We start from the raw sequence: 11,847 nt of genomic DNA on the forward strand, positions 1-11,847 counted from the left end.
CCCCGCGCGCGCCGTACCGGTCCGGTGACATGCCGCTGCTCACCCACGACGAGACGGGTGCGGCGTCGGTGGCGCGGAACGACGCCGCCGCGCGCACCCAGGTCGTCGCGGTCGCCGAGGGGCCCCCGGCCGCGCGCTCCGGCGGTCAGAAGGCGAAGGGCCCCGGCCGTCCGAAGACCACCTGGCAGCGTGTGCGCCGCTGGCTCTGGCTGCTCCTCGCGCTCATCGTCATCGGCCCGCTGCTCGCGTTCGTCATCGGCTGGATGATCTTCAAGGTCCCCACCGCCGACGACGCCGCGCTGGCCCAGACCGCCACGTTCACGTTCTCCGACGGTCCGCCGATCGCCGTCGTGCGCCCGGAGAACGGCAACCGCACCAACGTCACGCTCGACAAGGTGCCCGTCGACATGCAGAACGCCGTGCTCGCCGCGGAGGACCGCACGTTCCGCTCCAACCCCGGCTTCGACATCATGGGCATCGGCCGGGCGGTGTTCAACCAGCTCACCGGCGGTGTCGGCGGCGGTTCCACCATCACGCAGCAGTACGTCAAGAACGCCACCGGCCAGGACCAGGCCACCCTCTGGCGGAAGTACAAGGAAGTCGTGATCTCGGTCAAGATCTCGAAGGAGCAGACGAAGGACCAGATCCTCGAGAACTACCTGAACACGATCTACTTCGGCCGCGGCGCCAACGGCATCCAGGCCGCCTCCAAGGCGTACTTCGGCAAGGACGTGGGCCAGCTGACGCTGTCGGAGAGTGCGTTCCTCGCGGGCACCATCCAGTCGCCGTCCAGCACCGACGTCAACCGCTCGAAGGCCCGCTGGACCTACGTGCTCGACCAGATGGTGCAGTCCGGCTGGATCACGCCCGCGCAGCGCGCGCAGCAGGTCTACCCGACGCTGCTGCCGCAGGCTCCCTCGCAGGGCGGCGTGCCCGGCGACGACCGCTACCACATCTACCAGCGCGCCGAGAAGGAACTCGCGGCCCAGGGCATCACGCCCGACCAGATCAACACCCAAGGCCTGACGATCACCACCACCGTCGACAGCCGCCAGCAGAAGGCGCTCGTCGACTCCGTCAACGCCACGATGAAGAACCAGCCCGACGACCTGCGCTCGGCCGCGGTGGCGATCGACCCCCGCACCGGCGCGATCGTCGCCTACTACGGCGGCTCGCAGGGCCTGGGTCTCGACTACGCCGGCGACGCCGCGCGCCAGCCCGGGTCGTCGTTCAAGCCGTTCGTGCTCTCGGCTGCGCTGCAGTCGGGGCAGGGCATCGGACTCGGCACCGTCTACAACGGCACGTCAGGCCAGATCCTCGCGGGCCGGAAGGTCAACAACTCCGACGGCGAGAGCTGCGCGCAGTGCACGGTGCAGACGGCCATGACCGAGTCGATCAACACGGTCTTCTACAAGATGGGCCTCGACGTCGGCCCGGCCAAGGTCGTCGACGCCGCGCACGCGGCCGGCATCCCGGCCGACCTGCTCCCCGTCGCCGACGGCGGTATTGCGCTTGGTGACCAGGAGGTGCACCCGATCGACATGGCGTCGGCGTACGCCACGTTCGCCGCCGACGGCGTCCACCGCGACCCGTACATCGTGTCCAAGGTCGTCGCTGCCGACGGCCGGGTGCTGCTCGACCGCACAGGCGGCGCTCCCGCGGGCACGCAGGTCATGTCGCAGCAGGTGGCGCGCAACATCACCGAGTCCATGCTCGACGTCGCGAGCACCTCGTCGATCCCGCTGTCGGGCGGTCGTCCGGTTGCGGCCAAGACCGGGACGGTGCAGCTCGGTGCCACCAACGACAACAAGGACACCTGGACCGTCGGCTACACGCCGTCGCTCTCCACGGCGGTCTGGGTCGGCACCGACAAGAGCGACCCGGTGCGTACCGGTGCCGGCAGGCCGGCGTACGGGCGCACGATCGCCGGGCCGATCTGGCAGGACTTCATGGACGAGGCGCTCAAGGACGTCCCGGACGAGCAGTTCTCGGACTTCGTGCCGATCGGCAAGGCACCCGCCCCCCCGACGCCGACCTACACCGCTCCGCCCACCACGGCGTTGCAGCGCAGCGGTCCCGGTTACCTCGACCCGAACACCGGCATCTACTACGCCCCGGACGGCACCGCCTACGGCCCGGACGGCAATCCCGTCTCCGGTACCGGCAACAGCGGCGGCAACGGGAACGGCAACGGCAACGGCGGCAACGGGAACGGTGGCGGTGGCGGCGGGAACGGTGGCGGGGGGTGACCCGGTCCGGTCGGGGGGCCGGACGACCCGCTCCGCCCGCACGCGTCGTCCCCACGTGGACCGAGCCGCTCGCCGCGGCCGCCAGCCACATGGTCGGCGGCCCGCTGGGCCGCCACGCGATCGTCGGCCGTAGCCGCTTCTGGACGCCGCTGCGCGTCGTCATGCTGCTTGCGCTCGTCGTGCTGTCCCTGGGCTTCCTGGGCAAGGCCAACTGCCTGCAGCAGTACCAGACCGCCGACGGCCCGCAGCTGGACTGGCGCAACGACCGCCAGTACGTCTCGCTGTGCTACTCCGACACCGTCCCGCTCTACGACATCGAGGGGATCGCGAGCGGGGCCGTGCCCTACCGCGACGCCTGGACCGAGGGCAGCGGCGCGGACGCGAAGGTGCGCTACATGGAGTACCCGGTGCTCACCGGGTTCTTCCAGTACGCCAACGCCCGCATCGCCGACGCCTGGCTGGCGGCGGCCACGGTGGTGCCGCTGCCCACCGCGCTGCCGGTGGTCGTCTACTTCGACATCACGGCGATCTTCCTTGCGATGGCCTGGCTCGTGGCCGTGTGGGCGGTGCGGTCGCTGCGCCGCTCCCGGCCCTGGGACGCGGCGCTCGTCGCGCTCTCGCCGCTGGTGATCGCGCACGCGTTCACGAACTTCGACACGCTCGCCGTCGGCTGCGCGGCCGCCGGGATGCTCGCCCTCGCCCGGCGCCGGCCGCTGCTGGCGGGGGTGCTCCTCGGCGTCGGCGGGGCGTTCAAGTTCTATCCGCTGTTGCTTCTCCTGCCGGTGCTGCTCGTCGGGCTGCGCCGGCGTGACATCGCCACCACCGCGCGCGTGATCGGCGCCGCGGTGGGCAGCTTCGTGCTGATCAACCTGCCTGTGGCGGTGGCGTTCACGCCCGGCTGGTGGGAGTTCTTCCGCCTCAACCAGAGCCGCCCCGCCGACCCCGACTCGCTCTACTTCGTCGTCAGCTACTTCACCGGCTGGGCCGGGTTCGACGGTCCGTTGGCCGCCGGCCAGACCCCCGTCGTGCTCAACACGGTGTCGCTGCTGCTTTTCGTCGCCTGCTGCATCGGCATCGCCGTGCTGGCGTGGAAGGCGCCCCGGACGCCTCGGCTCGCGTCGCTCGCGTTCCTGGTGGTGGCGTCGTTCCTGCTGGTCAACAAGGTGTGGAGTCCGCAGTACTCGCTGTGGCTGGTGCCGCTCGCCGTGCTCGCGCTGCCGCGCTGGCGGCTGCTGCTCACGTGGATGCTGGTGGACGCCCTGGTCTGGGTGCCGCGGATGTACTACTACCTCACGCCCGCGAACAAGGGCCTGCCGCCGGACTGGTTCCTCGGGGCCGTCGGGGTACGCGACGCGATGGTGGTGCTGCTGTGCGTGCTGATCGTCCGGTCGGTGCTGCGCCCGTCGGAGGACCCGCTGCGCGGCGTCGACCAGTCCGACCAGGACCCCGACTGGCCGGCCAGCGCGCCATCGGCCGCCGTCCCCGCACCGGAGCCGCCCGCATCGCTCACGACCGCAGGCGCTCGGGCAGGCGGCGCACGAGTTTGAGCGCCGACCACGTGGCGTCCACGGCGCAGACCTTGACGTCCACCCAGCCCAGCGGCAGGGCGTGGTCGCGCACCCCGTTCTCGGTGAGGTCGGTGGGCACGCCCGAGGCCTTCTTGAGCCACGCGACCCACACCGCCCCGCGCTCGGTGCTCCGCTCCACCGCGGGGGCCCAGCGCTTCCCCAGCGTCGCGACGTCGGGGCAGAAGAGCAGCTGTACGTCGTAGCCGGGGGCGCCGGCCCGGACGTGGTGCGGGGCCCCGAGCTCGAACCCGTCGGGCATCCCGACCAGCAGGACACGACTGGTGGGCGTCACGCCGAGCTTGCGGGGCAGCGGCGTGCCGGAGTAGCCGTGTGCCGCCCCACCGCTCGATGCCGGTGCCGTCATGCGCTCACGGTAGGGGGTGAGGCACGATCGGGCGGTGGAACGTGAGCAGGTGGCCCGGGCGATGCAGCGGTTCCAGCGACGTAGGGCCGACCGGCCCGACCTCAAGCGCTCGGCCGTCGGCATCACGCTCGTCCCCGAGCCCGAGGGCGTCACGTTCCTGCTCACGCGCCGCGCCACCACCTTGCGCGGCCATGCGGGTCAGTGGGCGCTGCCGGGCGGTCGCGCCGACGAGGGCGAGTCCGCGGGCGAGACCGCGCGGCGGGAGCTCGCCGAGGAGCTGGGCCTTGAGCTGGGCGCCGACGCCGAGCTGGGCCTGCTCGACGACTACGCCACCCGCTCCGGCTACGTGATCACGCCGGTGGTGTTGTGGGCCGGCACCGGTCCCGCGCTCACCCCGAACCCCGACGAGGTGGGCGAGCTGTACCGCGTGCCGCTGTCGGAGATCGACGTCGAACCCCGGTTCATCACGATCCCCGAGTCCGACGCGCCGGTGATCCAGCAGCCGCTGTTCGACCGGTTCGTGCACGCCCCCACCGGGGCGGTGTTGCACCAGTTCCGCGAGGTGGTGCTGCACGGCAGGCCGACGCGCGTGGCCCACTACGAGCAGCCCGTGTTCGCCTGGCGCTAGTGCCGCGCTAGAGAACGCTCTCCGAAACCTCGGCGGTGCGGGCGCGCCGGATGGACGCGAGGCGGTCCGGGATGGTCAGGAACACCACGAACAGCACCACCAGCAGCGCGGCCCTCCCCCACACTCCGACGGCCACGGCCTGCGCCCAGATGCCCTCGGAGATCCCGACCCCGACGCCGGTCTTGAGCGCGTAGAACCAGCGGAAGATGCCGATGCCCATGACGATGTCGACGATCAGGTAGCTCACCACCCACCGCCACGGCACGGCCAGCAGCACGAAGAACGGCAGCAGCCACAGCGTGTACTGGGGCGAGTGCACCTTGTGCAGCAGCAGGAACCCGCACAGCATCGCGGCGCTCACGCCGACCCACGGGTAGACGCCGTCGCGCCGCCACCGCCACCAGCCCACCGCCGCGGCGACCACGAACGACAGCAGCACGAGCGTGGGCGAGAGCCAGTTCACGAGGTGCTGGAACGCCACGTTGTCGGGCTCGGACTCGGGCCGGAAGCCCCAGTACCAGATGGAGTTGGTGGTCAGGTCGACCTTGCGCATCTCCTGGAACGTGAACGACGCTCGCCAGCCCGTGTAGCCGGCGAGCGCGAACGGCAGGTTGACCAGCACGACCGTGACGACGGCGGCCACGGCCACGCGGATCGCGCCGCGCCAGTCGAGCCGGCCCGGCCGCGACATCGTCAGGACGTACAGCGCCAGCGGCAGCACGAACGCGCCCGGGTAGAGCTTGAACGCGAAGCCCAGCGCCAGCAGCACCGACGCGATGACGCCGCGGTCGACGAGCGGCCGATCGGTGCGCCACCCGTTCATGACGAAGACCGCGGCCACCGCGCACGCGACCACGGGCAGGTCCCAGTTGTGGAACGCGTAGAGCACCAGCGGTGGCCCGAGCGCCCAGACCAGCGCCCGCCACCGGGCCAGCCTGCCGAGTATCCAGCCCGTGAACAGCCCGAACGGCGCCATGATCAGCGCCGACGCGAGCAGGAACTGTCCGTCGTTGCCGGCGAAGAGGGCACCCGCCCACATCAGCATGCCGGTGAGTACCGGGTACTCGACGGTGCCGCCCTGCAACTGCCCCTCGGGGGTGATGGAGCCGGACACGAACGGGAAGACGTGCTTGTCGATGTCACGGCCGAGCCACAGGTACTGGATGTCGGAGTAGCAGACGTCGCGGTCGACGCGGATGTCGTAGTCGGGCTCGCTGCGGCCCTGGGCGTCGAACTGCGGCCCGACGCAGCGCGCCTTGTTGGCGTACCCCAGCAGCAGCGTGGCACCGGTGAGCACGACGATCAGGATGAGCATGACGGCCGCGCCCGAGGGGCGGCGCAGCGTGCGGGGGCGGACGACCGGGGAGCGTTCGCTGCCCGTCTCGTGGACGGCCATGCGGGTCATGTCGACGTCCGGGCTGGACGGTTCACGATCCCAGCCGCTCACGCAGGAACGCGATGTCGGCGGCCTGGCCCTCGGCGGGTGTCTCGACGACGACGGGCGCGCCCGCGGCCGAGCACACCGCGGCCAGGACCTCGGGCGCGATGGTGCCCTGGCCGATGTTGGCGTGCCGGTCGCGCGCGGAGCCGAACCCGTCGCGCGAGTCGTTGAGGTGCACCAGGTCGATACGGCCGGTGATGGCCTTGGCCCGGTCGACGACGTCGACGAGGTCCTCCCCGGCGGCGAACGCGTGGCAGGTGTCGAGGCAGAACCCGACGCCGAACTCGCCGACGGCGTCCCAGAGCCGGGCCAGCGCGTCGAAGCGGCGGGCCATGGCGTTCTCCCCGCCCGCGGTGTTCTCGATGAACACCGGTACCGCGAAGCCGCCCTCGCCCTCCTGGCGCTCCATGAACTTGCGCCAGTTGTCGAAGCCCTTCGCGGCGTCGTCACCCCGGGTGACGTGGCCGCCGTGCACGACCAGGCCGATGGCACCGACCTCGGCGGCGGCCTCGGCGTGCTGCACGACCACCTTGCGCGACGGGATGCGGATGCGGTTGTTGAGCGACGCGAGGTTGACGACGTAGGGCGAGTGCACGACGACCGTGACGTCGCCGGTGCGCAGCTCGTCGGCCTGCGGATGCGACGGGGGCTTCTTCCACCCCTGCGGGTCGGCCAGGAACATCTGCACGATGTCGGCTCCGCGTTCCGCCGCCGACGCGACGGGGTCGTCCTCCCGCACGTGGGCCCCGATGAGCATGGTGTGAGACTAGTGGCGCCCACCGACGGTCCTCACCGCCACCGTCGTGGACCTGGCCGGGGGTACGCCCGTGCCCGGCTGCGGAGCCGCAGCTCCGCGCTGTTAACCTGGTCATTCGCGCGCCGGCCGGTGTCCCCCTGGACGCCGTTGTCGAGCCCCTGAGCAGCCCCCGGGTACGAGCAGGCGGTCCGATTCTGTCGGTGCGCGATGAGAACCTCCTGCCGCGGATCCCCCGCGGCCGATTCGAGTCCACAGGAGGTGAGTGGTTCTCATGCGTCATTACGAGCTGATGGTCATCCTCGACCCCAGTCTGGACGAGCGCACTGTGACGCCGTCCCTGGAGCAGTTCCTCACCGTCGTCAAGAACGACGGAGGATCCGTCGAGAAGATCGAGGTGTGGGGCAAGCGTCGTCTCGCCTACGAGATCCTCAAGCACCCCGAGGGGATCTACGCGGTCCTCGAGGTCGCCTGTGAGCCGGCCACGATCTCGGAGCTGGACCGCCAGCTCGGGCTCAACGAGTCCGTGCTGCGCACCAAGGTCCTGCGTCGCGAGCCCAAGAAGGCCCGCGCCCCGAAGGCCGCCGCGCCCTCCACGACACCTGCCACGGCCCCGACGACGGCCACGTCCGCATCCGCGGCGGTCGCCGCGGCACCGGCCGCCGGCTGAGGCGTCGACCATGGCAGGCGAGACCGTCATCACCGTGGTCGGCAACCTCACCGCCGACCCGGAGCTGAGGTTCACCCCGTCGGGCGCCGCGGTGGCCAACTTCACCGTGGCCGCCACGCCGCGAACCTTCGACCGCCAGTCCGGCGAGTGGAAGGACGGCGAGGCGCTGTTCATGCGTTGCAACGTGTGGCGTCAGGCGGCGGAGAACGTCGCCGAGACGCTCACACGCGGCATGCGCGTGATGGTCAGCGGCCGGCTCAAGCAGCGGTCCTTCGAGACCCGCGAGGGTGAGAAGCGCACCGTCGTCGAGCTCGAGGTCGACGAGGTCGGTCCCTCCCTGAAGTACGCCACCGCCAAGGTCAACAAGGTCAGCCGGAGCGGTGGCGGCGACTTCGGTGGCGGGGGCGGCGGCTTCGGTGGAGGCGGCGGCAACAGCGGCGGCTCCGGTGGAGGCGCTCCTGCCGACGACCCATGGGGCTCCGCCCCTGCCGCAGGCAGCGGTCCGTCGGCCGACGACGAGCCTCCGTTCTAAACCCCCCGTCTTTTCGAGCACACCCCAGGAGTACCCATCATGGCCAAGCCGGTCCTGCGCAAGCCGAAGAAGAAGGTGTGCGCGTTCTGCAAGGACAAGGGACAGGACATCGACTACAAGGACACAGGTCTGCTGCGGAAGTTCATCTCCGACCGCGGCAAGATCCGTGCCCGCCGGGTCACCGGCAACTGCCGCCAGCACCAGCGTGACGTCGCGGTCGCGGTCAAGAACTCCCGCGAGGTCGCCCTGCTGCCCTACACCTCCACCGCACGATAAGGGGCTGGGTCAGATGAAGCTCATCCTCACCGCCGACGTGCCCAACCTGGGCGCCCCCGGCGACATCGTGGAGGTCAAGGACGGTTACGGCCGCAACTACCTGCTGCCGCGCAAGCTGGCCATCGTCGCCACCCGTGGCGCCGAGAAGCAGGTCGCGTCCATCACGCGGGCCCAGAAGGCCCGCCAGATCCGCGACCTGGGCCACGCGAAGGAGGTCGCCGGCACGCTGGGCGCCCTGAAGGTCGTCATCAAGGCCAAGGCGGCGGGCGACTCCGGTCGCCTGTTCGGCTCGGTCACGGCGGCCGACGTCGTCGAGGCCGTCCGCGCCGCGGGCGGTCCGCCGCTCGACCGTCGCGCCGTCGAGGTGCCGTCGCAGATCAAGTCCGTCGGCAGCCACCCGGTCACGGTGCGGCTGCACCCGGAGGTCACCACCGAGCTCGCGGTGGACGTCGTCGCGAGCTGATGCATCGGTCGCCGATCGTCGGTGATCGTCACGCACCGTAACAGGGGCGGAACCTGGGCTTCGCGCCCTCGTTCCGCCCCTGTTCACGTTCGGCGGCCGCTCCCGGCGAGCCGCTCCTCGTTCGGGTGAGACGCCGAAGGTGACGCCGGTGTCGCCCAGTGACCTTGTGGATGCGCCCGGCGGAGAGCCGATCGGACGTCCCCCGACACGCCGAGGGAGAGCCCGTCGGCGTGTCGCGACAGCAAAGTTGTCCACACCCCCCTACAACGCTGTGATCTGTGTCGATGCACGTCAGAAAGGGGTTGTCCCCACTCCGTCCACAGGTCGGTCCCACTGCTCTCCTGGGACGGAGCGGATTCGTCCCCAGCCAGTCCCCAGGACCGTGCACAGGGCGGTTCGACTTCCCCTCCCGAGGTGCCTAACGTCGCCGCGCGAGGGACGAGTCTCGATCCAGGTGGCGGTTGTCGTTCACCTGGGCGTCGCCCCGATGTGGCGCGAGCATGTCGAACCTTTGTTCGATACACTGGCAATGGGGGTGACGCAGCGTATGGCCCAACCTGATGATCGCAGGCCCGACGATCGTCCGTCGAGGCCGCGTCCGGTGCGCGCCGCCGACGAGGTCTCGGAGCCGGGCGGTGGGTTCGACCGGCAACCGCCGCAGGACCTCACGGCCGAGCAGTCGGTGCTCGGCGGGATGCTGCTGAGCAAGGACGCCATCGCCGACGTCGTCGAGGTGCTGCGCCCGGACGACTTCTACCGTCCCGCCCACCAGACGGTCTACGACTGCATCCTCGATCTCTACGGCCGCGGTGAGCCCGCCGACGCCGTCACGGTCTCGGCGGAGCTGCAGCGCCGCGGCGACCTGATCCGGCTCGGTGGCGCCCCCTACCTGCACACGCTGATCGCCACGGTGCCCACCGCGGCCAACGCCGCGTACTACGCCGAGATCGTCGCCGAGAAGGCCATCCTGCGGCGGCTCGTGGAGGCCGGCACGCGCATCGTGCAGCTGGGCTACCACGGCGACAACGGCGCCGAGGTCAACGACGTCGTCGACCGCGCGCAGGCCGCCATCTACGAGGTCACCGAGCGTTCCACGAGCGAGGACTACGTGGCGCTGGAGGAGCTGCTCCAGCCCACGATGGACGAGATCGACGCGATCGCCTCCCGCGGCGGCGTGGCGCTGGGCGTCCCCACCGGCTTCGCGGACCTCGACGCCGCCACCAACGGCATGCACCCCGGGCAGATGATCGTCGTGGCGGCGCGTCCCGGCCTCGGCAAGAGCACGCTCGGGCTGGACTTCGCGCGCTCCTGCTCGGTCAAGCACGGCCTGACCAGCGCCGTGTTCTCCCTGGAGATGAGCAAGTCCGAGATCGTCATGCGCCTGCTCTCGGCCGAGGCGAGCATCCGCCTGGGCGACATGCGCGCGGGCCGCATGAGCGACGAGGACTGGACGCGCATGGCGCGGCGGATGAGCGAGATCAGCGAGGCGCCGCTGTTCATCGACGACTCCCCCAACCTCACGCTGATGGAGATCCGCGCCAAGGCACGGCGGCTCAAGCAGCGCAACGACCTCAAGCTGATCATCCTCGACTACCTGCAGCTGATGACGTCCGGACGCAAGGTCGAGTCCCGCCAGCAGGAGGTCTCCGAGTTCTCCCGGCAGATCAAGCTGCTGGCCAAGGAGCTCGAGGTGCCGGTGGTGGCGATGAGCCAGCTGAACCGTGGTCCCGAGCAGCGCACCGACAAGCGTCCGATGCTCTCCGACCTGCGTGAATCGGGTTCGATCGAACAGGATGCGGACATGGTCATCCTGCTGCACCGCCCGGACGCGTTCGAGCGCGACGACCCCCGCGCCGGCGAGGCCGACCTGATCCTGGCCAAGCACCGCAACGGGCCCACCAGCACCATCACGGTGGCGCACCAGCTGCACTACAGCCGCTTCGCGGACCTCGCCCACGGCTGACCCGCCCAGGTCGCCGGGCATCAGCAGCTCTGATACCCGGCATCCGCAGAATCGTGTTACGGTCACCCACGTCGCGGGCGGGGCGATGTCGGGAGCGGCGGTGTACCTGTGGCACTGCGACCGGGAGGGCAGGTACTCCGCTCTACGACGTGGAGGACCAGAACTAACTGCGCGGCATCCAGCAGACCGATGCCTCGGGGCAGGTCGCGTTCACCAGCATCTTCCCGGCGGCGTACTCGGGGCGCTGGCCGCACATCCACTTCGAGGTCTACAGGTCCGTTGCCGACGCGACGTCGTCGGGCAACGCCATGACGACGTCGCGGATCGCGCTGCCGGAGGCCGTGTGCGACGAGGTGTACGCCACCGACGGGCACCCCGCGAGCGTGACGAACACGAGCCGAACATCACTGACGTCGGGCAGCGTCTTCGGCGACGACGGCGGCGTGCGACAGAACGCGGCGATGAGCGGGACGGTGGGCGCCGGGCTGGTCGCGGCGCTGACGGTGCCGGTGGCGCGATCAGCGCACGTCGGTCTCCACCGTCACTACCGCAGCGGCTCGGCCGCCTCCACCGCGTCCAGTATCTCCACCGGGTCGCCGACGCGCAGGACGGCGCCGGGCGTGTCCGGCACGAGGTTCACCCCGAACCACACCTTGCCGCCCCACCGGCGGTGCCGTGCGAGCGTGCGCAGCGGCTCGGGGCCCTTCTCGGCGGTGGCCGGGTCGATCGTCGTGAGCACGCAGCGGCCGCACGCCTTCACCACGCGGAAGGTGGCCTCGCCGAGGCGCACGCGCCGCCAGCGGTCCTCCGACCAGGCCGGCGCCCCCGCGACGACGACATTGGGGCGGAAGCGCGTCATCGAGACGGGCTCGCCGACCAGCTCGCCCAGCGCGGCGAGCGACTCCTCGGTGGCCAACAGCAGCGGGTACCCGTCGGCGA

13 protein-coding genes are annotated in these 11,847 nt (G+C 70.9%); 8 read left to right on the forward strand and 5 right to left on the reverse strand.

Features of this window, described 5'->3' with window-relative positions:
* On the forward strand, positions 1-2,249 hold a 2,249-nt coding region (locus JWR81_RS25455; protein WP_297658329.1), incomplete at its 5' end, for a transglycosylase domain-containing protein.
* Complete coding sequence (locus tag JWR81_RS25460; RefSeq protein WP_297658331.1) at positions 2,246-3,796, forward strand: glycosyltransferase 87 family protein; 1,551 nt, start codon at positions 2,246-2,248, stop codon at positions 3,794-3,796. The genes JWR81_RS25455 and JWR81_RS25460, both read left to right, overlap by 4 nt.
* Here the strand turns inward: JWR81_RS25460 and JWR81_RS25465 are convergent.
* Complete coding sequence (locus JWR81_RS25465; RefSeq protein WP_297658333.1) at positions 3,756-4,181, reverse strand: DUF3052 domain-containing protein; 426 nt, start codon at positions 4,179-4,181, stop codon at positions 3,756-3,758. The genes JWR81_RS25460 and JWR81_RS25465 overlap by 41 nt on opposite strands.
* Positions 4,182-4,215: 34 nt before the next feature.
* Here JWR81_RS25465 and JWR81_RS25470 point away from each other — a divergent pair, with 34 nt between their 5' ends.
* Positions 4,216-4,809: a CoA pyrophosphatase gene (locus JWR81_RS25470; protein ID WP_367278852.1), complete on the forward strand. Its 594-nt coding sequence runs from the start codon at positions 4,216-4,218 to the stop codon at positions 4,807-4,809.
* Positions 4,810-4,816: 7 nt separating this feature from the next.
* On the opposite strand, the gene JWR81_RS25475 is transcribed toward JWR81_RS25470, so the two are convergent.
* Positions 4,817-6,124, reverse strand: coding sequence for a glycosyltransferase 87 family protein (locus JWR81_RS25475; RefSeq protein WP_297658359.1), 1,308 nt, complete (start codon positions 6,122-6,124; stop codon positions 4,817-4,819).
* A gap of 112 nt (positions 6,125-6,236) precedes the next feature.
* Entirely contained in the window at positions 6,237-7,007 is a 771-nt protein-coding gene (locus JWR81_RS25480) for a deoxyribonuclease IV (protein ID WP_297658335.1), read from the reverse strand.
* 271 nt (positions 7,008-7,278) lie between these two features.
* Here JWR81_RS25480 and rpsF point away from each other — a divergent pair, with 271 nt between their 5' ends.
* From rpsF to dnaB, 5 genes are all read left to right on the forward strand, one after another.
* A complete protein-coding gene (gene rpsF / locus JWR81_RS25485; RefSeq protein WP_297658338.1) occupies positions 7,279-7,674 on the forward strand; it encodes a 30S ribosomal protein S6 in 396 nt (131 codons plus the stop codon).
* A 10-nt stretch (positions 7,675-7,684) separates the two neighbouring features.
* On the forward strand, positions 7,685-8,206 hold the full coding sequence (locus tag JWR81_RS25490) for a single-stranded DNA-binding protein (RefSeq protein ID WP_297658341.1): 522 nt from the start codon (positions 7,685-7,687) through the stop codon (positions 8,204-8,206).
* Between the two features lie 39 nt (positions 8,207-8,245).
* Complete coding sequence (gene rpsR / locus JWR81_RS25495; RefSeq protein WP_296370607.1) at positions 8,246-8,482, forward strand: 30S ribosomal protein S18; 237 nt, start codon at positions 8,246-8,248, stop codon at positions 8,480-8,482.
* A gap of 13 nt (positions 8,483-8,495) precedes the next feature.
* Positions 8,496-8,945 carry a 50S ribosomal protein L9 gene (gene rplI / locus JWR81_RS25500; protein WP_297658345.1) on the forward strand — a complete coding sequence of 150 codons (450 nt, stop codon included), beginning with the start codon at positions 8,496-8,498 and terminating at the stop codon, positions 8,943-8,945.
* A 529-nt stretch (positions 8,946-9,474) separates the two neighbouring features.
* Positions 9,475-10,908, forward strand: coding sequence for a replicative DNA helicase (gene dnaB / locus JWR81_RS25505; RefSeq protein ID WP_297658347.1), 1,434 nt, complete (start codon positions 9,475-9,477; stop codon positions 10,906-10,908).
* 268 nt (positions 10,909-11,176) lie between these two features.
* Here the strand turns inward: dnaB and JWR81_RS25510 are convergent, their stop codons facing one another.
* Together JWR81_RS25510 and JWR81_RS25515 are read right to left on the reverse strand one after the other, a co-directional pair.
* Positions 11,177-11,302, reverse strand: coding sequence for a hypothetical protein (locus JWR81_RS25510; protein ID WP_297658350.1), 126 nt, complete (start codon positions 11,300-11,302; stop codon positions 11,177-11,179).
* 150 nt (positions 11,303-11,452) lie between these two features.
* Positions 11,453-11,847: MOSC domain-containing protein (locus JWR81_RS25515; protein ID WP_297658353.1), on the reverse strand; the 395-nt coding region annotated here is incomplete at its 5' end.

Source organism: Pseudonocardia sp. (assembly GCF_025965585.1).
Classification (GTDB): domain Bacteria; phylum Actinomycetota; class Actinomycetes; order Mycobacteriales; family Pseudonocardiaceae; genus Pseudonocardia.

Coding starts and splice junctions, on each gene's coding strand:
- JWR81_RS25465 (WP_297658333.1), bottom strand. CDS start 4,181: ATGACGGCACCGGCATCGAGCGGTGGGGCGGCACACGGCTACTCCGGC.
- JWR81_RS25475 (WP_297658359.1), bottom strand. CDS start 6,124: ATGCTCATCCTGATCGTCGTGCTCACCGGTGCCACGCTGCTGCTGGGG.
- JWR81_RS25480 (WP_297658335.1), bottom strand. CDS start 7,007: ATGCTCATCGGGGCCCACGTGCGGGAGGACGACCCCGTCGCGTCGGCG.
- rpsF (WP_297658338.1), top strand. CDS start 7,279: ATGCGTCATTACGAGCTGATGGTCATCCTCGACCCCAGTCTGGACGAG.
- JWR81_RS25490 (WP_297658341.1), top strand. CDS start 7,685: ATGGCAGGCGAGACCGTCATCACCGTGGTCGGCAACCTCACCGCCGAC.
- rpsR (WP_296370607.1), top strand. CDS start 8,246: ATGGCCAAGCCGGTCCTGCGCAAGCCGAAGAAGAAGGTGTGCGCGTTC.
- rplI (WP_297658345.1), top strand. CDS start 8,496: ATGAAGCTCATCCTCACCGCCGACGTGCCCAACCTGGGCGCCCCCGGC.
- dnaB (WP_297658347.1), top strand. CDS start 9,475: ATGGGGGTGACGCAGCGTATGGCCCAACCTGATGATCGCAGGCCCGAC.